The 26,211-nt window shown below is 35.1% G+C and carries 22 protein-coding genes and 1 pseudogene; 20 read left to right on the top strand and 3 right to left on the bottom strand.

Features of this window, described 5'->3' with window-relative positions:
* From JSQ81_RS15860 to JSQ81_RS15945, 18 genes and pseudogenes are all read left to right on the top strand, one after another.
* Window positions 1-768 carry a GntR family transcriptional regulator gene (locus JSQ81_RS15860; protein WP_212604980.1) on the top strand — a complete coding sequence of 256 codons (768 nt, stop codon included), beginning with the start codon at window positions 1-3 and terminating at the stop codon, window positions 766-768.
* Window positions 769-772: 4 nt separating this feature from the next.
* Window positions 773-1,624, top strand: coding sequence for a class II fructose-bisphosphate aldolase (locus tag JSQ81_RS15865; RefSeq protein ID WP_212604981.1), 852 nt, complete (start codon window positions 773-775; stop codon window positions 1,622-1,624).
* Window positions 1,625-1,672: 48 nt separating this feature from the next.
* Window positions 1,673-3,118, top strand: a complete 1,446-nt coding sequence (locus JSQ81_RS15870; protein WP_212604982.1) for an NAD-dependent succinate-semialdehyde dehydrogenase — start codon at window positions 1,673-1,675, stop codon at window positions 3,116-3,118.
* A 23-nt stretch (window positions 3,119-3,141) separates the two neighbouring features.
* Complete coding sequence (locus JSQ81_RS15875; RefSeq protein WP_212604983.1) at window positions 3,142-4,200, top strand: mandelate racemase/muconate lactonizing enzyme family protein; 1,059 nt, start codon at window positions 3,142-3,144, stop codon at window positions 4,198-4,200.
* A gap of 64 nt (window positions 4,201-4,264) precedes the next feature.
* Window positions 4,265-5,026 carry a sulfite exporter TauE/SafE family protein gene (locus JSQ81_RS15880; protein ID WP_371812551.1) on the top strand — a complete coding sequence of 254 codons (762 nt, stop codon included), beginning with the start codon at window positions 4,265-4,267 and terminating at the stop codon, window positions 5,024-5,026.
* Between the two features lie 311 nt (window positions 5,027-5,337).
* Window positions 5,338-5,869: pseudogene (gene wecB, locus JSQ81_RS15885) on the top strand (non-hydrolyzing UDP-N-acetylglucosamine 2-epimerase); the annotation flags it as partial.
* A gap of 170 nt (window positions 5,870-6,039) precedes the next feature.
* The gene (locus JSQ81_RS15890; RefSeq protein WP_212604984.1) at window positions 6,040-7,317 is read left to right on the top strand and encodes a hypothetical protein; all 1,278 of its coding nucleotides are present in this window, start codon (window positions 6,040-6,042) and stop codon (window positions 7,315-7,317) included.
* A 704-nt stretch (window positions 7,318-8,021) separates the two neighbouring features.
* Window positions 8,022-8,591 carry a competence protein ComK gene (locus tag JSQ81_RS15895; protein WP_212604985.1) on the top strand — a complete coding sequence of 190 codons (570 nt, stop codon included), beginning with the start codon at window positions 8,022-8,024 and terminating at the stop codon, window positions 8,589-8,591.
* Between the two features lie 741 nt (window positions 8,592-9,332).
* A complete protein-coding gene (locus JSQ81_RS15900; protein ID WP_212604986.1) occupies window positions 9,333-10,157 on the top strand; it encodes an IclR family transcriptional regulator in 825 nt (274 codons plus the stop codon).
* 30 nt (window positions 10,158-10,187) lie between these two features.
* Window positions 10,188-10,937, top strand: coding sequence for an SDR family NAD(P)-dependent oxidoreductase (locus tag JSQ81_RS15905; protein ID WP_212604987.1), 750 nt, complete (start codon window positions 10,188-10,190; stop codon window positions 10,935-10,937).
* A 40-nt stretch (window positions 10,938-10,977) separates the two neighbouring features.
* Window positions 10,978-11,520: a DUF1850 domain-containing protein gene (locus JSQ81_RS15910; RefSeq protein ID WP_212604988.1), complete on the top strand. Its 543-nt coding sequence runs from the start codon at window positions 10,978-10,980 to the stop codon at window positions 11,518-11,520.
* Complete coding sequence (locus JSQ81_RS15915; protein ID WP_212604989.1) at window positions 11,507-13,441, top strand: TRAP transporter permease; 1,935 nt, start codon at window positions 11,507-11,509, stop codon at window positions 13,439-13,441. Before JSQ81_RS15910 ends, JSQ81_RS15915 begins: the two co-directional genes overlap by 14 nt.
* Before the next feature lie 30 nt (window positions 13,442-13,471).
* Entirely contained in the window at window positions 13,472-14,425 is a 954-nt protein-coding gene (locus JSQ81_RS15920) for a TAXI family TRAP transporter solute-binding subunit (protein ID WP_212604990.1), read from the top strand.
* A gap of 78 nt (window positions 14,426-14,503) precedes the next feature.
* Window positions 14,504-16,042, top strand: coding sequence for a class I adenylate-forming enzyme family protein (locus JSQ81_RS15925; RefSeq protein WP_212604991.1), 1,539 nt, complete (start codon window positions 14,504-14,506; stop codon window positions 16,040-16,042).
* A 20-nt stretch (window positions 16,043-16,062) separates the two neighbouring features.
* Window positions 16,063-17,808 (top strand): thiamine pyrophosphate-binding protein, encoded by a 1,746-nt coding sequence (locus JSQ81_RS15930; RefSeq protein ID WP_212604992.1) that lies wholly within the window; start codon window positions 16,063-16,065, stop codon window positions 17,806-17,808.
* Between the two features lie 41 nt (window positions 17,809-17,849).
* Window positions 17,850-18,599 (top strand): citryl-CoA lyase, encoded by a 750-nt coding sequence (locus tag JSQ81_RS15935; protein ID WP_212604993.1) that lies wholly within the window; start codon window positions 17,850-17,852, stop codon window positions 18,597-18,599.
* A gap of 44 nt (window positions 18,600-18,643) precedes the next feature.
* Window positions 18,644-20,065 (top strand): aldehyde dehydrogenase family protein, encoded by a 1,422-nt coding sequence (locus JSQ81_RS15940; RefSeq protein WP_212604994.1) that lies wholly within the window; start codon window positions 18,644-18,646, stop codon window positions 20,063-20,065.
* A gap of 436 nt (window positions 20,066-20,501) precedes the next feature.
* On the top strand, window positions 20,502-20,741 hold the full coding sequence (locus JSQ81_RS15945) for a helix-turn-helix domain-containing protein (protein ID WP_212604995.1): 240 nt from the start codon (window positions 20,502-20,504) through the stop codon (window positions 20,739-20,741).
* A 174-nt stretch (window positions 20,742-20,915) separates the two neighbouring features.
* Here JSQ81_RS15945 and JSQ81_RS15950 read toward each other — a convergent pair whose 3' ends face one another.
* A complete protein-coding gene (locus JSQ81_RS15950) occupies window positions 20,916-21,233 on the bottom strand; it encodes a UPF0236 family transposase-like protein (RefSeq protein WP_212604996.1) in 318 nt (105 codons plus the stop codon).
* Entirely contained in the window at window positions 21,211-21,612 is a 402-nt protein-coding gene (locus JSQ81_RS15955) for a sigma factor (protein ID WP_212604997.1), read from the bottom strand. Before JSQ81_RS15955 ends, JSQ81_RS15950 begins: the two co-directional genes overlap by 23 nt.
* A gap of 875 nt (window positions 21,613-22,487) precedes the next feature.
* On the opposite strand from JSQ81_RS15955, the gene JSQ81_RS15960 reads away from it, so the two are divergent.
* Window positions 22,488-22,721 carry a hypothetical protein gene (locus JSQ81_RS15960; protein WP_371812434.1) on the top strand — a complete coding sequence of 78 codons (234 nt, stop codon included), beginning with the start codon at window positions 22,488-22,490 and terminating at the stop codon, window positions 22,719-22,721.
* A gap of 1,016 nt (window positions 22,722-23,737) precedes the next feature.
* Here the strand turns inward: JSQ81_RS15960 and JSQ81_RS15965 are convergent.
* A complete protein-coding gene (locus tag JSQ81_RS15965; protein ID WP_212604998.1) occupies window positions 23,738-24,352 on the bottom strand; it encodes a TetR/AcrR family transcriptional regulator in 615 nt (204 codons plus the stop codon).
* 276 nt (window positions 24,353-24,628) lie between these two features.
* On the opposite strand from JSQ81_RS15965, the gene JSQ81_RS15970 reads away from it, so the two are divergent.
* The gene (locus JSQ81_RS15970; RefSeq protein WP_212604999.1) at window positions 24,629-26,188 is read left to right on the top strand and encodes an AMP-binding protein; all 1,560 of its coding nucleotides are present in this window, start codon (window positions 24,629-24,631) and stop codon (window positions 26,186-26,188) included.
* Window positions 26,189-26,211: the final 23 nt, after the last annotated feature.

The raw sequence follows: 26,211 nt of genomic DNA on the forward strand, positions 1-26,211 counted from the left end.
ATGAAAAATGAGGGATTAGATTCTAATGCTGAAGAACCTCTCTATAAACAGTTGGCCAAAATTATTTCTGGGAAAATTTTAGAAGAAGGAATGGATTCAGGAACACTTATTCCCTCGGAGAGCGAAATGATTGAGAAGTATAACGTCAGTAGAACAACTGTTAGAGAAGCAATACAATTACTAGTAAATAAAGGTGTCTTAGAAAAAATATGGGGTAAAGGAACAATTGTTAAATCATCAGTCTTTGTTGAAACTTTAGGTGAATTAACTGGGTTTGCAGAAGAAATAATGGAGCAAGGCTATGTACCTTCAGCAAAGTTGATATCTGCTGAGATGAAGTCTAACCATTTATATGAGATGTCTAAATTGTCACTCAGTCCCCAAGACGAGATTCTTATTATTGAAAGAATCAGGATTGCTGATGATCTTCCCATTGCGTATGAAAGAAGCTGTTGGCCTAAGAACATTGGAAAGCTACTTTTGAAAGAAAATTTAAATGAGATAAGATTCTATGATTTATTAGAGCAAAAATATAATATTTATTTGACAGAAGCAGACGAAAGTATAAGCGCAACAAACGCATCAGGGTTTGAGGCCGGTCTATTAGGGGTAGGTCCTGGAACAGCTTTATTGGAAATGAATAGGATCAGTTACGGGGTTGATGGTGCTCCTCTTGAGTTTACATGCACAAAATATAGATCCGATACATATTCCTATAATATTCACTTGAAGAGAACGAGAAAAACTGAAGGTATGAAAGGGGAATAAAGCTTTGCAACAAAAAAACACGAAAGAAGTTTTAGAGAAAGCTCGTAGAGAAGGTTACGCCGTAGGGGCATTTAATCCTCATAATTTAGAAACGATAAAAGCAATATTGTTGGCTTCCGAAGAATTAAGAGCCCCTGTAATTATTCAAATTGGTCAAAAAATGATTAACAGATATGGAATGGAAGAGTCCGTTAATGTGATTAAAGCGATTGGAAAGTCTATTGATGCGACCGTATCTATCCATCTAGACCATGGTAATAGTATTGAACAAGCAGAGTCAGCTATTCATAGTGGTTTCCAATCTGTTATGTATGATGGTTCCCACCTTTCTATAGAAGAAAACGTAAAGAATACAAAAAAAGTAATTGAAATAGCTAAAGCTCATGGTATACCAGTTGAAGGAGAAATTGGACAAATTCCGGGAGTAGAAGACGAGGTACATGTTAGTGAAGATGAGGCAAGTATAACAACCTTGGAAGAAGCTATAGAATTTGTAAACTTAACAAATATCGACTTTTTTGCATTTTCTATAGGGACAGCTCATGGAGTGTATACAAAAGAGCCTTACATTCACTTCGATAGATTAAGAGAGATAGCTGGAGTTGTATCACACCCACTCGTTTTACATGGGGGATCTGGAATTTCTGACGAAATGATTAGAAAGTCAATTTCATTAGGAATAGCTAAGATTAATGTTGATACAGATTTACGATTAAAGTTTAAAGAGTCAATCACGAAGAGTATAACTGAGAATAGTTACGGTCATCTTACCGATTTGCTAGACCAGGCGGTGTATGATGTAAAAGAGAAAGTGAAAGAAAAAATCATTCTATTTGGAAGTGAAAACCAAGTTTAATCTTGGCATATGGTTGGATAACATTCGAATGAAAAGGAGATTACAAATATGACTAATAAAGAAGAGTTCGAACTAGGTTTGTTATATATAGATGGTCAATGGATAGAAAGTAAATCATCCAATTTTATTGATGTACATAATCCATCTACCAATGAGGTTATAGGGAAAATCACAAGTGCAGGACGTAAGGATACGAAGAAAGCTATCGAAGCAGCTACGAAAGCATCTCCAGCTTGGAAGAGTATGCCGGCAAAGGAGCGGGCTATTTATCTTGAGAAAATAGCGGCAATGATGATAGAGAGAAAAGAAGAAATAGCGAGAGTTTTGTCAATTGAACAAGGAAAGCCTTTGAGGGAAGCGATAGGCGAAACATTACAAGCAGCAGATTTCTTAAAGTGGTATGCGGAAGAAGGAAAACGTGTATATGGAAACACTATACCTGCTTCAGATGCTACGAAAAAGTTATTAACATGGTATGAGCCGGTGGGCGTGACAGCTGCTATAACCCCTTGGAATTTCCCGGTTTCTATGGTTACCCGTAAATTAGGACCTGCCCTAGCAGCGGGTTGTACAGTTGTATTAAAGCCGTCTGAATTTACTCCATTCACGGCGATTAAGCTATTCCAAATATTTGAAGAGGCGGGTCTACCTAAAGGTGTCGCAAATCTTGTGTTTGGAGTAGCGTCAGAAATAGGTGAAGAATTTTTACAAAATAATGAAGTTAAAAAGATTTCCTTTACTGGATCAACACAAGTTGGAAAGTATTTATATAAAGAAGCGGCAAACCAGGTGAAAAGAATTTCACTAGAACTTGGTGGACATGCACCATTTATTGTATTTGAGGACGCAGACATAGAGAAGGCAGTAGAAGGTCTTATTGTAAGTAAATTTAGGAATGCGGGTCAAACATGCGTTTCAGCTAATCGAATTTATGTACACGAAGACATATTAAATCAATTTGTTTCATCTTTAGCAGGAAAGGTAAAGGAGTTTAAAATAGGTTGTGGCTTAGATGCGGATACAGATCTCGGTCCAGTCATAAATGAAGCTGCTATTATTAAAATTGAAGATCAAGTAGCGGATGCATTAGAGAAAAATGCAAACTTGGTGACTGGTGGTAAATCCGTTAAAGCACAAGGTTATTTTTATGAACCAACTATATTAACTAATATGACTAAAGACATGAAAATAAATAAAGAAGAAACGTTTGGACCAGTTTTACCAATTTGGACATTCCAAAATGATGATGAAGTGATAGGTTATGCCAATGATACAAACTTTGGATTAGCGGCTTATTATTATACCAAGGATTTAAAGCGTTCATATTCTATTGCAGAAAAATTAGAGTATGGAATTATCGGATTAAATGATCCAAATCCGGCTGTTGCTCAAGCACCATTTGGTGGATTTAAGGAAAGTGGAATTGGAAGAGAAGGTGGATTCCAAGGAATTATGGAATATCTTGAGGCAAAATATTTATCGATACAACTTTAATTATTATTTAAGGAAGTGTTAAAATGAAAATTTTGTCATTAAAGTCTTCTTATGTTCTAAGTGACATTAAATATCCAGTTGTCTCGAGTGTAAGAAAATCAGATAAAATACCTTTTCTTACGTTAGAGATACATACGAACGAGGGAATTATAGGAGTATCCTATATCCAGGCTTTTAATAAACAGGTCGCTGATGCTACGAGTAGCATCGTAGCATTTTTAGAAAAGCTGTTAATAGGTAAAAATCCATTAGCCATAGAAGAAAGAAATAAGGAAATGTGGGAAAGGACAAAATTATTTGGTCATTCCGGAATCGTTACCTTCGCAATATCTTTAATAGATATAGCTTTATGGGATATCAAAGGCAAGACTTATAACCAACCAGTTTATCGATTGCTAGGCGGGGAGGAAAATAGTTTTGATGCCTATGCAAGTGATGGATTGTGGTTAACTAATCTGGACTCTATTATGAAGCAGTCTGAGGAATTGGTTAGTATTGGTTTTACATCAATAAAAATGAGGATGGGCAGAAAAAATATTAAGGAAGACATTGAAATTTTAGATGCTTTACGAAATCATTGGGGAAATGAACTTAATATTATGGTAGATGTAAATCAAGGATGGAATAGAAAGCAAGCAAAAGAAATGCTAGATATTCTAAAGAAATATAATGTTTATTGGGTGGAAGAACCTTTAGATACAAACGATTTAGAAGGTTATAATCAACTGACATTAAGCTCTAAGACGCCAGTTTGTTTTGGTGAAAATATTTACGGGATGAATAATGTCTTTACTTGTCTTGCCCAAAACACCTCTAATTACTTTACACCGGACTTACAACGAATTGGAGGAATAACGGGTTGGCTTAAAATAGCTCCAATTCTTGAGTATTACCGAGTTCCATGTGCAGTACATTTATTCCCTGAGTATGCAGTGCATTTAATGTCTACCTATCCTTATAGTGAAAAGGTTGAATGGATGAGTTGGTCTTCTGCTCTGTTTATAAACCCGCTGACATGTGAAAATGGGACGATTAAGATTCCAGACTCACCTGGGTTTGGTATGAATCTCCTGAAAAATTAGAGTGTACGGATTTTCGATCTAAAGAGTAAGCGGGTGAAGTAAAATCAATTTTATATATTTTCTTATAGCATTGATCGCATCCGTTGTTGGTGCGACGGCAGGTCTAGGTGGTGGTGTGATTATAAAACCGGTCCTAGATCTGTTACACCACTTTGATCTTGCTTCGATCGGAGTGTTATCGTCTTTTACAGTTTTATCTATGGCAATTGTCACTTTGGTGAAAGCATTTAGAAATAATATTAAGCCAGATAGCAAAACAAGTATTTTAATAGCAGCGGGTTCGATTTTAGGTGGTATGTCTGGAAGATATTTATTTAATCACCTAATAACTGTCATGGAAAATGAACAGCTATTAGCGCTAATTCAGTCATACATTTTAGCTTGTATATTGTTACTGATTTATTTGTTTGTGCGATATAAGCATAATTGGAAGACGCTAGTTATCAAGCGAAAAATAATAATTCTAATAGTCGGATATTCATTAGGAGTTATTTCAGCATTTTTAGGAATAGGTGGAGGTCCCCTAAATGTAGCGTTTTTGTATCTGCTTTTTTCAATGGATGCAAGAAACGCAATGATTAATTCTACTTTTATTATTTTATTCTCACAAGCCTCTAATTTGTTGTCAATAACTTTCACTACAGGTTTTGGTAGCTATAATTTATCAATGTTACCATTTATGGTATTGGGTGGTGTCTTGGGGGGGTTAGCGGGATCACAATTGGCAATTAAATTTAATAATAAACAAATTGAAGTTATATTTAATGCTTTGATGATTATTATATTGCTTATAAATATTTATAATATAATTAGATTTTATGTTTAGTGGAATTGCAAAATTCAATCAATTATTACTAACGGATTTAATTGTAGGATACCTTCAGGTAACTGTGTAAGAGACAATAGTAGTTATATAAAATGAAAATTGGATACTAACATAAATCGATTCGTCGATAACTCCTTTGTATCTTTATTCAAATTCATGCATGTCAATAATCTCACTGCGCTCAGAGGCCACCTTAATTAGTACTAAATACTTTCAAGATTACCCCTGATTTCGACTGGGGCATTATGAAAAAATCACCAGCCCCTCATCAATGTTGCAACGCTAGGACTGGAAGGGCTTGTTCGAATTATGAAGAGTTAGGGAACGATCGTCTAATTCTGCTAACAGCGCACCGAAGAGAAAACCTAGGTGTGCCAATGGGTAACATATTCAGGACAATTAATCGTTTTCCTACAGAACATAATGATACAGGTTATCCATCCATTGCATATGAATCCAGCTGTTCGTGAAGTGGCAGATGAAATACTCGGAAATAACAATCGGATTCATTTGATCGAACCTTTAGAGGTAGTCGATTTCCATAACTTTGCAGCTGCCGCGCATATTATCCTTACTGACTCCGGCGGTATCCAAGAAGAGTCTCCATCACTTGGTAAACCAGTCATCGTTCTGCGTGACACAACGGAAAGGCCAGAAGGAATCGAAGCGGGTACGTTTAAGCTAGCTGGTACAGATGAGGAAACAATTTATTCACTTACCAATGAACTTTTAACAGATCCGGTTGAATATGAAAAGATGGCGAAATCACATAATCCTTATGGTAATGGACATGCTTCCCAATATATTGTTGAAGCGCTTAAGAAATACCTAGCTAATACGTGAATAGAAGAATGGTTTGACAAGTTGCCGTATCATAAGATGCGGTTTTTTTGTCGTTGTTTACTAAAAACTAGTATGTAATATTCAGTAGTTTATGGTAAGATATGCATAGAAAATCAATTAATTGACAGACCTAGATTGGACAAATAGGGTCTTATTATTTGGGGGACATTATGGATTACAAATTGGAAGATGTTTTTGGAGTTAGACAAGAACCGGTTGAAAGTTATTATTCTAGACCTCAAGTAGACGAAGAATTTAAAAATTTATTGGAAACAGATAAACATATTGTTGTTTATGGTGCATCAAAGCAAGGAAAATCATCTTTGATATACAAACATTTAAGTAAAGGTACATATCTTACTGTAGGCTGTGGTATCAATTCACAGGCAGAAGATATTTATAAGTCCATTTTACGAAATCTGGATATAAGAGTGGAGACATTCAGAGAAGATGTGAAAGGGTCTAATGGAGAATTAAGCGTAAAAACCTCCTTAAGGGCAATAATTCCATTTATGGGCGAGGCAAAAAGTGGATTGAGTGGAAAACTTGGAAATCAGGCAGAAGAAAAAGTAACTACAAAGTTTATAGAATATAATCTTGATATTGCGCAAGATGTCAGTGATTTATTCCGGGAAATTCAATTTGATAGATTTATTGTTCTGGAGAATTTCCATTATCTTGACGATGAGGTACAAAGACGACTCTCTTATGATTTAAGGCTTTTTCAGGAAAATAATTTAAGATTTATTATTTTAGGAATATGGAAAGAACGCAATCGATTAATGCAGTATAATAGGGATTTACTGGATAGAATCGCTGAATTGCCAGTCGAACCTTGGAAAGATCGAGATTTTGAGCATGTGATAAATAAGGGATTATCCTTGCTAGGATATAGCTTTTCCGAGGACATCAAAAAACAGATTATTGAAATGTCCTTCGGAAATATTGGTATTGTACAAGAACTATGTAAGGCAACTTGTTCATTTGCAATACAATTACCTAACTTTGGTGGGGATATTAATGATCAAGAGGTTTTAGAAAAGGCAATTGAACTAAAAACCAATGACTACACTTCAAGTCACTTGAAATCATTAATATATATTGCTTCTAGTCATAATACCTCAGCTGCATTGCATTTATCTTATTATCTGATAAAAGTAATAGTTAATAGTGATTATGAAGATTTAAAAAACGGGATTTCTAGAATGAAAATACATACTTCCATTAAAGCAATACACCACAATCCGGAAAACGTTAGAGCTGGTGATATAACAAGTTTATTACAAGGTTTAGCGGCAAAACAATTAAAGTTTCAAATTACACCACCTATATTGGATTATGATTTATCAAGCAGTACTTTAAGAATAATAGATTCAACATTAATGTTTTTCATAAATTATATGGATAAAGTTAAAATTCTCGAAGAGATTCCTAACCCAACAGAATGATTACGTTGACAATTGGGTGGTATTCAATTAATTTCAGATACCTGTTCGATATGGTATTCGAACAACAATACACCACAATTCTATGTTTCGGGCAGGACCAATACTACGAGCCAAATGTTATGGGAAGCCTTTTAGATAATGGAATACCCACTAATATTTAAAGCTATTGCATAATTCCAAAGAAGAAATCCGATTATATAAATAATAATCGGGTTCTTTTTATTCACAGTATGAATTGATTGCTAGGGCGTCCGTCCTGTATTGATTAGGTGTTGGAACAAGGTTCTTAGCGATTCGTGTCGAATAACCCAAGTTTATAAACCCTGAAAGTAATTTAATTCAAAATTTGACATATTTTAATAACTATATATAATTAAAGTAGGTGATATGATAGATGACATTTAGCCTAATTTTATTATTTCGATATAATTACTTAATGCTTTAGCAGTGTTGTGTAGATAATTGTCGATTCTTCTGCGTGAATATAATTCTTGGTTTCTGGAACTATATATACATGATAAGTCTAACAAATTTCTAAGCTTTCCAACTGAGGAGGTGAGTAAAATGTGAAGAAAAAATGGGCATTAAAAAACCCCGGGTGAAATAGTCTGGCGAGACGCCACCCGAGGAAGAAGATCGGTGTATACCAACCTATTGTTGAGTATACTCCTTTTAAAGAAAAAATACAAAAAGGGGAATTGAAAATGAGATTATTAAATGAGTTTATCGTGAAATACGGAACAATTATGTTTTACCCTGAAAACGATGAATATGGGAATTTGCACACACGTGTTTTCGATAATCATAGTGTTTATCATGTGGATGTGTGTCCTTCGGAGTTATTAGATACTAATTTAAAATATTATGGTTCTAGCCTTAAAGGTGCTAGAGATGGTGCTAGCATGATATTGGGTGGGAAAAGTATGACGCCAATTGTTGTTAATGCAATTCATGGAATTTATTGGTTCCCAAGTAAATCGCCATCAAGCAGGGATTGCATCTGGTTTGCACTTCACCAGATCAAGCATTATGAAAAAATTGACCAAGGAAAAACCCTAGTTACATTTTATAATGACAGTACGTTTAAATTAGATGTAAGCTATTATTCATTCGATAAGAGAGTAAAAGAAGCTTATAAACTTAAGTGTAAAATTGAAGAAAGAAATAACGAAATCCCTGTAAGGATTGCTGAAACAAAAGAGAAATTTCATTTCAACAAAAATGATCATAACTTGAATTATGGTGTCGTGAAGGTTAAGCCACCACCTGTGTAAGACATTACAATTGCATAAAATTAGAAGGGGATATCAACTTACTGCGGTTTGTTGATATCCCTTTTGGTTTTTGTCCGAGGTCGTGAATTCTTATAATTGTGCCAAGCACTGGTTCCTTTTAAAATACTACTATCACATTCTAATAGACGGAACGTTTCTATCATGAGCGCCTTGGTAAATAATCAGATGAAATAACCAGCCATTAGAAGAATCCAATGGCTGGTTATTATTTTGTGCTTTACTAACCAGTGGCTCTCTTTCCCGCACTTACTGGCTCTATTGTACGCAAACAGTGGATTAAAAACTCCGCACAATGCACAGTTAGCTCGTTTGTCCGCAATACTCAATAACTAGCTTATTATGTCAATATTACTATAACTGAGTAGCTCTTTTGTTTATTGGTAAACAACCTGGCGAAGTGTGGTTTTGCGGCAGGTGCTGGTAACAAACATGTCACATGTGGTAAATTTTATTGGCAGTAATCAGTATGTATCAGATTTAGGTGTATCAAATTTATATGTCGAATTCAATTTTCATTGCTTAAAAAAGAAAATCTATGATCTATGATTCTACCTTGTAAATAATCGTTTTATATCAGTTACAAACAATAAGTCAGAATTTTAAATAGTTTTAATTAAATTGAAAAATTATATAAATTGAGTATTGACAATAATTTAATTTGTGGTTATTATATACACACAGTTCAATATATGAGAAATCGGTCCACATTGTGAGAAAAAGGTGATAGAAATTAATAAATATAAAAATCAATCATTGGAAAGAGCATTTTCAATATTAAATCTGTTTACACAGGTAGAGCCTGAACTTTCTTTTAATGAAATTGATAAGAAAATAAATTTGACTAAAGCAACATTATATCGGTTTTTAGGAGATTTAGAGGTATCGGGATTTATAGAGCAAGATATTTTCAGTAAAAAATATCGACTTGGTTTGAAATTGTTGGAATTAGGAACGATTGTACAAGACAATATCGAAGTTCGAAAAAAGGCATTTCCGTTTTTAGAGGATATTAGAAAAAGAACAAATGAAAACGTGAATCTTGGAATTTTGGAAAATGGCGAGGTTGTATATGTTGAGAGGTTGGAAACTGCTAGATTAATTAGGATGAACTTTAGAGTTGGATCTAGAGTACCTGCTCATTGTTCATCAATAGGTAAAGTACTATTAAGTTATGCTTCACAAGAGGAACAATCACATTACTTAGAAACGGTTGAACTTGAGATGTTTACTGAACAAACAATTACAAGTGAGGTGGAGTTCAATAAAGAGCTAATTAAAACTAGAAATCAGGGATATTCAATAAGCGACAGAGAATTTATTGATGAAATTAGAACGATAGCATTTCCGATATTTAATCATTTAAATGAAGCGGTTGCATCATTTAATATTTCCGGTCCTCACTATAGACTTCCATATGAGTTAATACAAACTAAGATACTACCAATGCTTCTTGATACAGGAGAAAAAATTTCGAAAGAAATAGGTTTTTCTGGTAACTATACTAAGATTGTAAATTTAAATTCTAATAATATTACAGAGATTTGAATTGAACTATATTGAGAGGGTGTGAATTTAATGTTTAGTGATAAAGTAGTTTTAATTACGGGTGGAGCAGGAGGAATTGGTGGTGGGATTGCAAAAATGTTTCTAGAGCAAGGAGCATTAGTCATTATAAATGATATTTCTCCTAGTGCACTGAATTCATATTTAAGTAATTTAGGTGAATTGAAAAAGAAAGCGGTTTCATACGAGGCAAATGTTTCATCATCAGCACAAGTAGACTCAATGATTAAATATATTTACTCTAAGTTCGGGAGAATTGATGTATTAGTCAATGCAGCGGGTTTTGGAATAATTGCTCCTAGTATCTCTGATATATCCGATGATGAATGGGATCTCGTCCTTAATGTAAATTTAAAAGGAGCTTTTTATACTTGCCGCTCAGTTACTCCAATCATGAAAAAGCAAAAGTCGGGTAGAATAATAAATATTTCTTCTTTAGCGGGTAAAACAAAAAGTGTTATTGCAGGTGTACACTATACTTCTGCAAAAGCAGGATTGTTAGGATTAACAAGGCATTTAGCAGATGAATTAATGACTAGTAATATAACTGTTAATGCAATATGTCCAGGAGTTACGAAAACAAATTTAGTTTGTGAACAAAAGACAAAAGAAGAATTAGCAACAATAGCCACAAAAATTCCTATGCAAAAACTTGGTACTGTAGATGATGTTGTTAAAGCGGTTAAATACTTTGCTGACTTCGAAAATTCTTATATTACAGGTATCAGTTTAGATGTGAATGGTGGGTTATTTATGAACTAATTGATAAATCTTTCCAGATGGGGTTTGGAGTGTAAATCGTATGAAGAGAAGAAGATTAGTTACCCCGGCGGGATTGAAAGTTGGGAAGATTGCTATTCCTTGTATAATATTTTTGTTGCTAGTCTGCCATTCACTCAATTCAGTTTATGTATTTTCGATTTCATGTTGTACAGATGAATTGGTCTATAGTGAAGTAGTCAATGGTAATGAAGAATTATCAATTGAATACGAACATTCTTTATACAAAGTTAAACAGAAGGAATACTTTGAGTTGAGAAACACGGAATTTGAGTTACATTCGATGTTTTTCGGAAATTATCAAGCCTATGATTATTATGACAGTAACTCCTATGGTGAACTTCAGCAAAATGATGATGGAACATACTTACTAACAAATCTAACTTACAAACTAAATCAAATTAACTTTCGTAATGCAGCATTCAGCAATCTTTTGGTAACTATAAATGATACATCAATAAACTTGGGGGAATTAGTTGAAACGGGTGAGATCATTCAAATGAAAATCAATAAAAAGGCACGAATATTAACTTACTTAGGAGGGAAGCAAGATGGTGAAAGATGAAGAAGCTGAAATCGAAATAGAAAATGATGAAATGAAAAAGTTTAGAAGTTTTAAGGGGATAATTAAGAAACTAATTTTTATATTCGCTGTTGTATTTTCTCTTTTTCAAATGTACATTATTTATTTTCCATTAAATACCATACAGGTTCGAATAATACACCTAATGTTTGCGTTAGTTTTGATTTTTATTTTAATACCTGGAATTAAAAGTGTTAAAAGTTATGATCGAATATCCATAATAGATGGTGCATTGGTATTATCAACTATTTTTTCATGTCTATACATCGCAATAGAAAGTATTCAGCTTTCTAATGAAAGGTTGGGAAACTATAACAATATGGATGTTGTAGTTTCAACAATAATTGTTTTATTAGTTTTGGAATCTACTAGAAGGATTCTAGGGTGGATTTTACCCATAATTGCAATAGCTTTTATACTTTACGCTCACTTTGGTAATTGGATTCCAGGTACATTAGGAAATTCAGGGTTTAGTTTCAATCGAATTGTAACAACACTTTCCTTATGGACTGAGGGAATATTAGGTACACCACTTGGAGTTTCCGCATCCTATGTTGCTTTATTCATCATTTTTGCAGTGTTTTTACAACAAACTGGTGCAGGTCAGTTTTTTATCGATTTCTCACTTTCACTCTTTGGTAGATTTAGAGGCGGGCCAGCGAAGGTAGCGGTTGTAGCAAGTAGTTTGTTTGGTAGTGTTTCCGGAAGTGCTGTAGCAAACGTAGCTGGTACCGGAACTTTAACAATTCCTTTAATGAAAAAGAGTGGTTTTAGTAAAGCTGATGCCGCAGGAGTTGAGGCTGTTGCATCGACTGGAGGCCAATTAATGCCCCCGATTATGGGAGCAGCAGCATTTATTATGGTAGAAGTGTTAAATGTCCCATTAATTTATATTATCGTAGCAGCTGTAATCCCAGCTATACTTTATTATCTGTCGGTATTTATTCAAGTTGATTTAAAGGCAGTCAATTCAGGTCTAGTTGGTCTTGAAAAGAAACAGTTACCAAATCTTAAAAAAGTAATTATTGAAAGATGGCATCTTTCGATACCGTTAATTATATTAATTTATTTACTCTCGGTTGTTAATACATCACCAGGAAAAGCAGCGCTTTGGGCAACTATTGCTAGTGTAGTTGTAACTATGTTTAGCAAAAAAACTAGAATGACATTTAAAAATATTTTAGTTGCTTTAGAAAGAGGTGCTTACGCAGTATTAGAAATTGTTGCAGTTTGTGCATGTGCTGGAATCATTATTGGTGTATTTAGTTTAACTGGTCTTGGCTTGAAATTCTCTGGGATTATCATTGATCTTGCACAAGAGAATATTATTCTTCTTTTAATTTTAACAATGATTGCTTGTTTAATTGCAGGAATGGGAGTTCCGACAGTAGCTGCTTATTTAATTGTTTCAGTATTAGTTGCACCTGCATTAATAACAATGGGTGCGGAACCCATCGCGGCGCATATGTTTGTTTTCTACTTTGCGATTATTTCAGCCATTACGCCACCTGTTGCACTTGCATCCTATGTAGCAGCAGGAATAGCTGGGTCCAAGCCATTTATTACAAGTATCAGAGCTTTCAAACTAGGCTTATCTGGTTTTATAATTCCGTTTATGTTTGTTTTTAATCCGACTTTGTTAATGGTTGGTGAGCCACTTGAGATAGTAATTAGTATCATTACAGCAGTGTTGGGTGTGACATTACTTGCGGGCACTGTAGAAGGATATTTTTACTATCTGAATAAATTGAGTAGTTTACTAAGAGTCCTATTATTGATAATAGCACTATCGTTAATTCATCCTAATATTTGGACCGACTTATTTGGTGTTATAGCAATTGCTATGATATTTGGATTCGTATGGCTAAAAAGAAGCGTAATGAAAACGGAAATAATTAATTAAAAATAAGAAAATAAAAGGAGATAATGTAAAATGGGTAAAAAAAGTTTAGCTATAACAATATTGTTGATGTTTGTATTGATTGTAACCGCGTGTAGCGACACCAAAAATGAAACAAGAAGGTCAATTGGGACAGGCGGTAGCGGTGGAGTGTTTTATATTATGGGGGCAGGGATAGGAAATCTTGTTACAACAAAATCAGATGTATTAGACTTAACTGCTCAGTCAACCGCAGCAACCACAGAAAACTTAAATCTTGTAAATGATGGCGATTTAGACTTCGCCTTTAGTGTTTATGATGCGGCTGTCGATGCAATTAATGGCGAGGGCGGCTATGATAAACTTGACAATTTAAGAATAGTTATGGCTGGACACGGCGGATATAAACATTTAATAGTCAGAGAAGACTCTAAGATTAACTCGATTGCTGATTTAAAAGGTAAGAAAGTGGGTATTTCACCGGGAGATATTGGTAAAAAGCTCTTTTCAGCGACAATTGAGCCCTATGGCTTAACTCTAGATGATCTTGAAACTGTGCCGCTCTCCTATACTGAAATGTCGAATGGGCTAAAAGATAAGACATTGGATGCTATATCAGTTTTGGCAGGACTCCCTGCTTCTTCAGTTATTGAGTTGGGCTCATCTATTGATATAAGATTTTTAAGTCAAACAGAAGAAGGTATTAAGAAGCTTACCGCAGACTATCCATATTGGTTTGATGCAACAATTCCGGCTGAGAGTTACAAGCAAGAAGCTGATATTAAAACATTTGTTGCCCCATATGTAATTATCGCAAACAAAGACGTTCCAGATGAAGTAGTTTATGATTTTATCAAAATAATGTTTGAAAATGAATCAGATATTGAAGCTATTCACCCAGAAGGAAAAAATTACTCTGCAAATAATGAATTTTATACACAAGAACCTTTAGTACCATACCATGAAGGAGCTGAAAAATATTTAAAAGAACAAGGGGTAATAGAATAAATACCTAGAAAGATCTATAAATGATCAATTAGTAATTTGAAGTATTAATACCTTGTTATATAGCTCGGAGGAGAAAAAATGAACCAGATTGGATACTTAATTGAAAGAAGTGCTATCTATTATAAAGAAAAAGTTGCTTTGATTGATGATGAAAAATCAATAACTTTTGAAGAAGTTAATGAAAGGTCAAACGCCCTCGCAAGAGGGTTAAATGGACTTGGGTTGAAAAAAGGTGATCATGTTGCAGTGCTATTCCCAAATTCAATTGATTTTGTTCTAGCTGATTTTGCACTTATAAAAGCTGGATTGGTACGTGTACCGATTAATGCACGTCTATCTGAGTCTGAAATTGAGTATATTTTGGAGGATGTTGAAGCTAAAGCCGTTATTTATGATAATCAATTTGAAGAAAGTATTAACCGAATTTATAAAAAGAGTAGGTTTTTAAAGCTTACCATTTCAAATGATTCAGGTAATAAAGATAAAATAACAATGGAGAAAATATTTAGTGATGAATCTAAGGATTCATTCATAGTTGAAACAGAGGATGCTGACATTTTCCAAATACTATATACATCTGGCACTACTGGAAAACCAAAAGGTGCAATGATTAATTGTCGTTCACGATTAGTTACAATTAATAATGTGCTTGTTGATGAACTTGATATTAATGAAGAAGACTGTATGCTTCATATGGCCTCTTTATCACACGGTAGTGGTTCGAAGGTTTTGCCACATTTTATCAAAGGAGCATTAAATGTTTTAATGAAGAAGTTTTCTGCAAAGCATTTTTTTAGTGCAGTAGAAAAGTATAAAGTTACAAATACGTTTACAGTCCCTACAATTTTGGATTACTTAGTTGAGTATAAGAGTCATGAAATTTATGATTTAAGTTCACTTAAGACAATTTTATATTCTGCTTCGCCAATTCAAAACAAATTATTGAAAAAGTCTTTGGAATTTTTTGGACCTAAGTTAAAACAGGTATATGCACTTACAGAAGCGCCAAATCCAGTTTTAGTATTATCACAAAAAGATCATCTGTTAGGTATTGAAAAAGAAAGTATTCTAGCTTCTGCAGGTAAAGAAGTATTGAATGTACAAGTTCGAATTGAAAATGAGAAATCTGAACAGGTGAAGTTCGGTGAAATTGGAGAGATTGTAATCCGTGGTGAAAATGTTATGACTGGTTATTGGAATCGACCTGAAGAAACTAGGAGCACAATCAAAGAAGGATGGCTTTATACTGGCGACCTAGGTTATAAGGACGTTAATGGATACTTCTATATAGTTGGGAGAATTAAAGACGTAATTATTAGTGGTGGTTATAATGTCTATGCAAAAGAGGTGGAAGATGTTATTTGCCAACTTGAAGGAGTTAGGGAAGCTGTCATATTAGGAATCCCCAATGATAGGTGGGGAGAAAGTGTAGTAGCTTTTATTGTTATAAAAGAGGATATGGAAATTAATGAGAAGAGAATAATAGAACATTGCGAAAAAAAATTAGCAGATTATAAAAAACCAAGAAATATATATTTTCATAAAGAGTTACCAAAGAACTCCAATGGGAAAATAGATAAAAATAAATTAAAACAAACCATTTTAGTGAATAATTAGGAATTATGAGGAGGAATTTTATGTTAGCGGTTGACAAAATGTGCGATATTATTGAGGAATCAGATATTGAGTATGTTTTTGGAATTCAGGGGGGAATTACTTATAGATTATTTAATGCCCTTGGTCGTAGAGGAAAAGTGAAATTAGTGATTGCAAGACATGAGCAGTCAGCTGCATTGATGGCAGCTGCTTATGGAAGATTAACTGGGAAACCTGCAATTTTAATGGGGCAAGGTCCTTTCATTGCTTCAAGTGGAGCATTCGGGATTTTGGAAGCATATATGTGTGGCTACCCGATGATAGTAATTGCTGATGCGGTTACCAATTCATTTGGCCAAAAAGGAATGATCCAATCAGGAACTGGTGAATATGGATCTTATGATTTACAAGGTGTACTTAAGACAATGACAAAACATGTTGGCCTTGCCACGACACCTAAGCAAGCTATTCACGGATTGCAAGATGCGATTAAACATACAACAGCCGGAAGAAAGGGACCTACTGGATTGGTAATCTATCAACCTGAGGTGTATGAAGAATTTGACGAGGAAGAAGCTCCGTTAGTATATAGTACAAATAGTTATATATCGGAACCAGATAGTATTCCTAGTAAAGCTAGATTGGATCAAGTTGCAGATTATATTCTACAAGCAGAAAACCCAGTTATTATTGCCGGAAATGGTGTTCATATGTCACAGGCATATGAGGAATTAAAAGCATTTAGTGAGCAAATTGGTGCCCCTGTTGCTACAACATATAAAGGGAAAAGTGTAATTGAAGAAAATCATAAATTAGCTGTAGGAATGATGGGAGATTACGGACAATTAACTGCAAACACTGCTATCGGAAAAGCGGATCTCATATTAGTACTTGGTTCAAAGCTTGGTGCATCAGATACCTCATCAGAAAACTTAGGTTTAATTAACCCTAAAATGCAAAAGATTATTCAATTTGATATTGATGAGCATAGAGCAGGTTGGACTTACCCCGTAAGTAGTACGGTGATTGGTGATTTGAAGTTAACATTGCCTGAATTAATGAAAAGTCTTGCACCTAAAATTTTAGCAGACGAAATATCTACTAGAATGAAAAAAGTAAGCACTTTCAAGGATAGCATAGGATATTTTTCTAGTGAAGATGCATTACATGAATCATCCCCAGTTTACCCTCAAAGAATTATAGGTTTACTTAATGAAATGTTACCAGAGGATGTATTTTTAACAATGGATGCTGGAAGTAATAGGGCTTGGACTACTCATTTATATCAATGTAAATCCGCGGGCAGTATTTTAGTTCCGGGTGGTATTGCTGGTATGGGCTCTGGTATCCCATTTGCTGTAGCAGCTAAAATGGTGTATCCAGATAGACAAGTAGTCTCTATTATTGGTGATGGAGGAATGGGAATGACGAATAATGTCATTTCTACATCTGTGCAATATAATCTTCCTATTATTGTAATAGTAATGAATGATTCACGTTTAGGAATGCCTGCTGCAAGACAAGGGGATGACCGAATTTCTACTGACTTTATTGATACCGATTTTGCCAAAATTGCTGAAGGATATGGAGCAAATGGAGTAAGGGTTGAAAACTCACAAGACTTAAAAGAAGCAATTAAGGCGGGCTTAGAAAGTAATATTACTACAGTGATTGATGTGAGAATTGATGTAAACCAAAAATATACGATTATTCAACCAATTACTGAAGAAATGCAGAAATATAAAAAAGGAGAGGTTAATCCTTATACTGAAAATGCATTCTTTTGATAGATTAGAACTAAATTATTGTTGAAATGGTGGTGTTAATTATGAAGTTTCAAACAAAAATTGCAGTTTCGGATTTAGACAATATTCAAGTTCATGGTTATGATTTATGTTCAGATTTGATAGGTACCGTTAATTTAGGTGATATGGCTTATATTAGCGCGAAAGGAAATATTCCAACAAAAGAAGAGTCAGACATGCTAAATGCAATTATGGTTGCACTTACTGAACATGGTTTTACACCAAGCTCAATATCAGCAAGACTGACCATTCTAGGGGCGCCTGAATCATTACAAAATGCGGTAGCTGCAGGTATACTAGGAGCTGGCTCCGTTTATTTAGGTTCGATGGAGTTTACAGCTAAAATGCTCCAGGAAGCCTTTGTTCAACAGAAAGAAGTTAGCGTTGAAATACTAGCGAAAACAGTAGTTGAAAAGTATGAAGGGGAAAAAATACCGGGTTTTGGACATCCGATTCATAAAGTAGAAGATCCAAGAACTACTAGATTGTTTCAGCTAGCTGAAGAATTGGGGTTTAAAGGACATCATTGTAAGTTAGTGCTTGAAGTACAAAAGCAGATAAATATTAAAAAGAAAACGCCAATTGTATTAAATGCTTCTGGTGCAGTTGCTGCAATATTATCTGATATGGATTTCAAGTGGTCAATTGTGAAATGCTTCTCACTCGCTGCACGTGCGGTTGGTTTAATCGGACATATTATTGAGGAACAACAAAATGGAGTATCACAAAAATTATGGGATTACATTCAAGAAAATACAGAGTATCGTCCTTGATTTGAAGATTTAATAAATATATAAGTAAGTAGGTGTGTATATCTATGAAGAAGTATTTATTTATTAATGGTAAGAGAATCGAAGCAACAGAATATAGGTTATTACATTCTCCTTATTCAGGAGAAGTTATTGCAGATATACCAGTAGCAACCGCGGAGGAAACAGAACTAGCAATCCAAGCAGCTGAGAAAGCAAAAGAAGTCTTAAGAAAAATGCCAGCATATAAGAGAGCTGAAATTTTAGAAAATCTTGCTTGCCTACTGGAAGAAAAACATGAGGAGGCAGCTAATATAATAACCTTGGAATCAGCCAAGCCGATCAAATTAGCTCGTGATGAAGTCTCTAGGACAGTACAAACTTATAAATTTGCAGCTGAAGAAGCAAAAAGAATCCAAGGAGAAACGATACCCTTAGATGCTGCACCAGGTGGCGAGGATCGGATTGCTTATACAGTTCATGAACCTATAGGCATTATTGGTGCTATTACACCATTTAATTTCCCTATGAATCTAGTGGCTCATAAAGTCGGACCTGCAATTGCTACAGGAAATACAATCGTGTTAAAACCAGCTAATCAAACACCTTTATCAGCCCTATTTATTGCGGAGCTATTTTCTGAAGCAGGATTACCAGCAGGAGTTTTAAATGTAGTTATCGGAAATGGCAGTTTAATAGGAGATCAAATTGTTCGAGATCCTAGAATTAACATGATTACATTTACCGGTAGTCCAGAGATTGGGATTGCAATAAGCAATAAAGTGGGATTGAAACGTCTAACATTAGAGCTAGGCTCAAATGCTGCATTAATTGTAGACAAAAATATTGATATTGATAAAATTATTGAGCGTTGTATAATGGGTTCTTTTTCCAATCAAGGTCAAGTTTGTATCTCTTTACAACGCATATATGTCCATAATGAAATCTATCATGATTTCGTCAATAAATTTACTGAAGCCGTTGAAAAATTGGTTTTTGGTAATCCATTTGACGAAAAAGTAGACCTTTCAGCATTAATATCTCCTGATGATGTAGAAAGGGCAGTTTCCTGGATAAATGAGGCAAGAGATGAAGGGGCTCTGATTGTAACTGGTGGAAAGACTACTGGGAATATATTGCATCCTACGACAATCTTAGGGGCAAATCGGAATCTAAAAGTATCTTGTCGTGAAGTATTCGCACCTATTGTTTTGATCAATGAAATAAATTCTGTAGAAGAGGGTATTAATCTGATTAACGATTCGCGATATGGTCTACAAGCTGGTATATATACTGAAAACATTTCAACTGCTCTTGAAGCAGCAGAAGAGTTAGACGTTGGAGGGGTCATTATTAATGATGTCCCTACTTTCCGAGTGGACAATATGCCGTATGGGGGAGTCAAAGATAGCGGTGTAGGTCGAGAAGGCATAAAATATGCGGTTTCAGAAATGACTGAAACTAAACTTGTCATATGGAATAAGAATTAAGTGACAAGTACTTGTCAAAAATTATTCATATAATACACTACAAATGTATGGAAACCGGCTAGATAGAGCGAGCTGTGACGATTTTTTTAATTTTTATCCGAAGTCGTGACTAATTATAATTATGCCGGGCAAAGGTACCGTGCATTAGTTGTCAGCGTCAAGTAGAATAACATGTTTTTTACTAAAACACCTTGGATAAGGATATTTTGAAAAAGTCGAAAATCAGGGTGTTTGTAATTTGACACGTATATTTTAATCGACTTAGTTTTATCTTTTGCTAGTCTTTAATCCGCTAAATTAGTTTAAAATACTAAAAGCAATAAAAGGGCTAATTGTATAATCAAGTTAGCCACCTAAATTCAGACAAAAAAATGGCCATTATAAAATTTCGTGTATCATTGAAGTTAGCGAACTAACAATGAGAGGAAGTTTTATAATGGCACACCCACAGAATACCATGCAAAACCGTAAGTTTAAACACCTACCCGCATTTGAGCGCGGTGAAATTGCTGCTCTTCACAGGGAAGGGCATTCGAACCGTGAAATCAGGAGACGCATAGGACGGGTCCACCAAACGATTGCTAATGAATTAGAGCACGGCACAACGATGCAACGCAAGACTGGGGGGCAAGACGTACACGGCCTACTTTCCCGAAACCGGGCAGGCAGTCTATGAACAAAACAGGAAAAATTGCGGCGCAAAATGCAAGTTTCTAGTTGCGATGAAATTTAGATTGAGTCAAGTTTTTGTGGGGGATAATTATAGGGGACAAATTTCCTTATTGTATAATTGTGAATGAATACGTTTTCATCATCTTATTTTCCGCTAGTAATGTGCTATTTTCACAAATTAAAAACCTTGCAAGCCCTTTAGCGCATGGTAGATTGTTTTTCCAGTTGCCTGATGTAAGTAGGCTACATTCTGTCTTGCTGCTTCTCCAACACTGTTTTTAAGCTTTTCTACGTAATGCTTTGGTGGTTTTGTCTCCGCGCTATCTGTGGGCCTATTTTCCATTTTCCCTGCTAGTGTTTTGATATCCAGACCATCTTTTAAGCCGACAAAGAAATCAATAAATGCAGTAATCCCTCGATCACTCCAGCTTCTGCCGTTCTTCAGTCGTCTTGCAAACACTGGCATTGTTCCTTCAGAGCTTCCCATTGGGCGCATGCCGCTCAGCCTGCGATAGTCCCTCAACGAAATACCATTGGATAAATTCACGTTCAGCATCATTCAATACTTTGAATGCCTGGGAAAGTCGATCCGACCACTGAATGGTCTCTGGACTTTCAACGTCGTTCAAAAACTCCAACACATCCTCTTCAGTTTGCATGACATTTTCCTCAAATCGAACTTCTTTCTTTATTATATCAAGCATAACCCCTCGAATACTTATAGAAGCAAACAGCACAAAATGTCCCCTCCCTTCCTCATAACGAGTCCATGCCTGCCACAAAGCAACTCGACCAGCCTGCCGAAAACTATCATGATCACGGTAAATATTGAGCTGTCTCAATGCTGCAGAAATCATCGGTTCATATTGCGTCAATAGCTTTTCGACCGTGCACGTTACCGTATATTCCCGAGTGAGACAATTGTATGATTGATAATATACACGATGAATACTCAACTAACCAGGATGAACCGCCAAAAAGTTTACCTTCATAATACTCAGCTAACTTTTGCTGTGGTGTATTTAAAAAAAGACTTTCCTCCTGCATTGTCGAATGGAGAAGAAAAGAGAGGGGATATAAACGAATTTATCAATTGTAGGAACGATACCAAATTTAGTAATTAACTCAATAGATAATAACATTCAATTTTCATCATTAAATATAGAAAAGTTAGGCTCTAATATTCGTTTACTTCATGAATTTGGAATAAACAAATGCTAGGAGTTAATGACCATAAAGAAGCATTTTCTGTACCATGTTTTTATTCTGTTATTATTGATCATTCTGATTCGGAGGAAGTGGCAATTGTGATTTCTTCTATGAGAGGGATCTTCGAAAGAGTTTTGTTTTCATGTTGGTTGGTAAAAGACAATTCGTTACATTCCAATTTAATATTTGGGGTAACAGAAAGTGACATTTCGATAAATAGGCCACCAAGAACTTTTACTAATGCTGAAGGATTATATCATGAAAATACTTTACGTACGAGGAAATTAAAATTGCGGAATCTTGGTTTGAAAAAATACAAGACGAACAAGGTGGCAAGGCACCTACAGAAATTGAGAAACCGTACTCTAAAATTGGAAATTTCACAACTCATATAGAAAAAAGTCTGATTCTAAATACGAGAATTGATCGAGCGCTTAGGTTTATATTAGAGGCAAAAGGTCAATCTTTTCTTCCTGCAAAAATCACGTTTTACATTTCTGCACTGGAATCTTTGTTATCGAACTCAAATAGCGAACTAAGAATGCAAGTTGCTGATAGAGGTGCAAGGATTTTAGGTCAGACATTTAATGAAAGGGTTAGGATAAATGAAGTAATTAGTAAAGCATATACTTTTAGGTCAACATACATTCATGGAGCTGCTAGGACTGAAAGAAGTATAAGAAAAGCCTTGAAACCCCTTAATAATGTAGAAGAATTATTAATTGAATTAGATGCTATTTTGAGAAAGATTAAAAAATATTCCTTACAGACTTAAATCACGTTGTAAAAATGGATGATGAAAGAATTTTCATCATGGATAAAAGAGCTGCTCTATAAATAAAAGGGCATTCTTTTTTTAAGCGGCCCGACTAACTAATGTCTATTGTCGAGTATAGAAAACATGAAAAAAAAGGTTTTACTTCTCCTTGTCGAATAGTGAAAATTAGATAAAGGGGAATGTTTTTCATGAAAAGAGAGGAGATTGTGAAAAGGATGGAAAGTGCTGTGATTAATGGTGATAAAGTTTTAGCGACCCTAAGCAGGTATCTTTCCTAATTGAATAAAGATGAGCTTTAATGAGTTTTAGTGAACTTACTTCAATTAATTAAATAGCAATCTCCCATGTTAACGTCCTGATGGAGGGGTTAACAGTTTTGAACTATTACAATCGATAATTTATTTGTCAAATGTCATTCCGTTACCTGACAAAAACGGAATAAGATGGAAAACGGAAAAACTTAGAAGAAAAAATTGCAATATCAAAAATTGACGTTTAACAATGGGGAGGTTGATTGGTGCATGAATTGCACTAATCAACCTCCCCATATAAATAAAAATATGTAATGAATGTAAGCACGTGCGACTATATAGCACTTTGTCGATATCCCCTGAATTACCTATCCAATGTCTTGGACTGTCATAATTCAGCCGTACAAAGATACCGTTCAAAATTCCTAAAGCTGAACTAGACTGTAATGCTTCTCTCAATTTCACAAGCATTCTCTACCGCCTATTCTTAATTCCCGTGACAGAAACAACTGCTTTTTCAGCGCATTCAGCCTGTGATAGCCCCTCAACGAAATACCAATGGATAAATTCTCGTTTCGGCGGCATTCAATACTTTGAATGCCTGGTAAAGCCGGTCTGACCAGTAATCAATCTCTGGATTTTCAATGCCATTCAAAAACTCCAACACATCCTCCTAATTTTTATTCAGAAACTAAAGTTGTCATTAACCAACGCCCCATTATTAATGTGAGAAATCAGGTTGGCAGAAAAAAACTACTGCAATCAATAATCTTTATTTCGTGATAAATTATCGCCTAAAATAATCCGAATAAACTTCTTGGATTCCTCTACAAGATCAAAGTCGCTTCCAAATATAAGCCAATCATATAAAGTTCCTCGCATACAACGTGTAATCAGCATCGTCATTTCCTGAGGCGAAATCTCTGTTTTGAATTCGCCGATTTTTTGTCCATCTTGGACGAATGAATGTACGATTTTATAAAGAGTTCTATCCGTGTCTGAAAGTGATTTCGGTAGATTGGGGATTAAGTTGCTCATGTAAACTGTTCTCATTAAATCCTTTCCCAAGTCATCTCTCAAATAGATCATTTGAGTTTTGGTTAAGAGAAGGATTTTTTCGCTATAGCTTATTTCATTAGGGATTGAGCTAGTGAAAGCGTCATAAAAGCTATCAATCTCTTTAAACTTTTCAATGAAAACCTCATACTTGGACTTAAAGTGCACATAGAATGCACCTTTCGATGTATTGCTTACACTTACAATGTCATCGACTGTAACTTGATCAAAACCCTTTTTACTAAAAAGATCTAATGCAACTTCTAAAATTTTACTTTTAGTTTCTTGTGCTTTAATTTGCCTTGGGGTGAAGCCTGACATATGGAATTCTCCTTTCTTGCATCTTATAAACATTTCGTGTTTTATCTTAAACTCATTATACATGAATTGAGAAAATACATATATGGCGGTACAAACTTAAGTACTAATACGATTGTAATACACTTGTGAAAATTCAGATATCCTATTGACTTAAGAGAATTAGTTATTTATAATAACCCAAAGACTGCGGTTTGAGACTGTAGTCTCTCAAATTAAATATGAAAGCGCTTTAATTTGATTAATAGGGGATTGAATCATTTAAAGGAGGCGTTTGGTTTGGATATTATAGGTGCTAGAACACTCAGGGATTTATTGGATGAGCAGGTAAGCAGGTACCCCGATAAAACATTTCTTCTGTTTGAGGATTCAGAACAAAAAAGATTTGAACTAACTTATGGTGAATTTGCGGATCAAGTCAATCGATTAAGCAATGTGTTTATTGGCTTAGGTGTAACTAAGGGTGAGCATGTCACATTACATCTTCCTAATTGTTTAGAATTTATGACTTCATGGTTCGCGTTGGCTAATATAGGTGCGATTATGGTTCCTACGAATATTTTATCTACAAAAGATGAAATGGCGTATGTCTTGGAACATTCGGAGTCAGTACTTGTCATTACGGAAGAAAAGTATTTGGATAAATTTACAGACTCACAAAAGAACTTGCCATTTTTGTTGGATATTTTGTTAGTCCGTTCGGGTGGAAAAGAGAAAGATATAAAACAGTTGATGGCAAAAGCGAAGTCGGATGCGCCGTCTATTCCACTAGATTCTGAGGATGTTGCTGCTATGCTCTATACGTCTGGCACAACATCAAAACCAAAAGGCGTTCAAATTACACATGCAAATTATATTTTTACAGGTGAAGTCATGTCGAAATCAATTCGATTGGCCCCGAATGATAGACAATTTATTGTTCTTCCCCTTTTCCATGGAAACGCGCAGTATTATTCGACGATGTCTGCTTTGATAGTGGGCGGAAGTATTGCCATAACGGAAAGATTCAGTGCTTCTCGGTATTTTAAACAGGCAAAAAATCTCGGTGTAACAGTAGGCTCTTTATTCGCAGCGCCGATCAGAATGATTTTAGCCCAAGCCTATGATTCAAATGATCGACATCATTCGTTAAGAGTCATCTGGTTTGCGCAATCTGTAGCGGAGGATCAATTAGATGATTTTGAGCGTAAATTTGATGTTTCTTTATTACAGATGTATGGGATGACTGAAACTGTAGGCGTGCCCCTGATGAATCCATTGGATGGAATTCGTAAGAATATGAGTATTGGAAAGCCTACTATTGGATATGAAGTGAAAATCGTTGATGAAACTGGTCATGAGGTACCCGATGGACAAGCTGGTCAAATAATCGTGAAAGGGATACCGAGTCGTTCATTGATGAAGGGCTATTATAAAGATGTCAAAGCAACAAGTGAAACATTAAAAGACGGTTGGTTGTACACGGGCGATAATGGTGTCATTGGAGATGACGGTTACTTTTATTTTGTGGACCGGGTTAAGGATATGATTAAACGAGCAGGGGAAAATGTGGCGGCAAATGAAGTTGAAAGTGTACTTGCAGCTCACCCCAGTATTTATGAGTCAGCTGTCATTGGAATTCCGGACGCAATGCGTGATGAGGCAATACATGCTTATGTGATTTTGCGTGAAAATGTAACAAGTACAGAAGAAGAGTTGATGGATTTTTGCCGTGAACGTTTAGCAAAGTTCAAAGTTCCGGATGCTATCGAATTCGTTGATGAATTTCCTCGGACTTCAGTCGGGAAAGTGCAAAAACATATATTGCGTAAGATGCATGAAGAAAAGTTATTGATTTAATTCAAACAAAAGGGGATGTATGT

Origin of the sequence: Sporosarcina sp. Marseille-Q4063 (genome assembly GCF_018309085.1) — a bacterium.
Classification (GTDB): domain Bacteria; phylum Bacillota; class Bacilli; order Bacillales_A; family Planococcaceae; genus Sporosarcina.

What these genes read in the sequence shown, in the direction of transcription:
- JSQ81_RS15960 (WP_371812434.1), top strand. Translation starts at nt 22,488, where the DNA reads ATGCAAGTTGCTGATAGAGGTGCAAGGATTTTAGGTCAGACATTTAAT.
- JSQ81_RS15875 (WP_212604983.1), top strand. Translation starts at nt 3,142, where the DNA reads ATGAAAATTTTGTCATTAAAGTCTTCTTATGTTCTAAGTGACATTAAA.
- JSQ81_RS15940 (WP_212604994.1), top strand. Translation starts at nt 18,644, where the DNA reads ATGAAGAAGTATTTATTTATTAATGGTAAGAGAATCGAAGCAACAGAA.
- JSQ81_RS15925 (WP_212604991.1), top strand. Translation starts at nt 14,504, where the DNA reads ATGAACCAGATTGGATACTTAATTGAAAGAAGTGCTATCTATTATAAA.
- JSQ81_RS15905 (WP_212604987.1), top strand. Translation starts at nt 10,188, where the DNA reads ATGTTTAGTGATAAAGTAGTTTTAATTACGGGTGGAGCAGGAGGAATT.
- JSQ81_RS15965 (WP_212604998.1), bottom strand. Translation starts at nt 24,352, where the DNA reads ATGTCAGGCTTCACCCCAAGGCAAATTAAAGCACAAGAAACTAAAAGT.
- JSQ81_RS15945 (WP_212604995.1), top strand. Translation starts at nt 20,502, where the DNA reads ATGGCACACCCACAGAATACCATGCAAAACCGTAAGTTTAAACACCTA.
- JSQ81_RS15950 (WP_212604996.1), bottom strand. Translation starts at nt 21,233, where the DNA reads ATGCGCCCAATGGGAAGCTCTGAAGGAACAATGCCAGTGTTTGCAAGA.
- JSQ81_RS15915 (WP_212604989.1), top strand. Translation starts at nt 11,507, where the DNA reads ATGGTGAAAGATGAAGAAGCTGAAATCGAAATAGAAAATGATGAAATG.
- JSQ81_RS15935 (WP_212604993.1), top strand. Translation starts at nt 17,850, where the DNA reads ATGAAGTTTCAAACAAAAATTGCAGTTTCGGATTTAGACAATATTCAA.
- JSQ81_RS15890 (WP_212604984.1), top strand. Translation starts at nt 6,040, where the DNA reads ATGGATTACAAATTGGAAGATGTTTTTGGAGTTAGACAAGAACCGGTT.
- JSQ81_RS15895 (WP_212604985.1), top strand. Translation starts at nt 8,022, where the DNA reads ATGAGATTATTAAATGAGTTTATCGTGAAATACGGAACAATTATGTTT.
- JSQ81_RS15870 (WP_212604982.1), top strand. Translation starts at nt 1,673, where the DNA reads ATGACTAATAAAGAAGAGTTCGAACTAGGTTTGTTATATATAGATGGT.
- JSQ81_RS15860 (WP_212604980.1), top strand. Translation starts at nt 1, where the DNA reads ATGAAAAATGAGGGATTAGATTCTAATGCTGAAGAACCTCTCTATAAA.
- JSQ81_RS15910 (WP_212604988.1), top strand. Translation starts at nt 10,978, where the DNA reads ATGAAGAGAAGAAGATTAGTTACCCCGGCGGGATTGAAAGTTGGGAAG.
- JSQ81_RS15920 (WP_212604990.1), top strand. Translation starts at nt 13,472, where the DNA reads ATGGGTAAAAAAAGTTTAGCTATAACAATATTGTTGATGTTTGTATTG.
- JSQ81_RS15930 (WP_212604992.1), top strand. Translation starts at nt 16,063, where the DNA reads ATGTTAGCGGTTGACAAAATGTGCGATATTATTGAGGAATCAGATATT.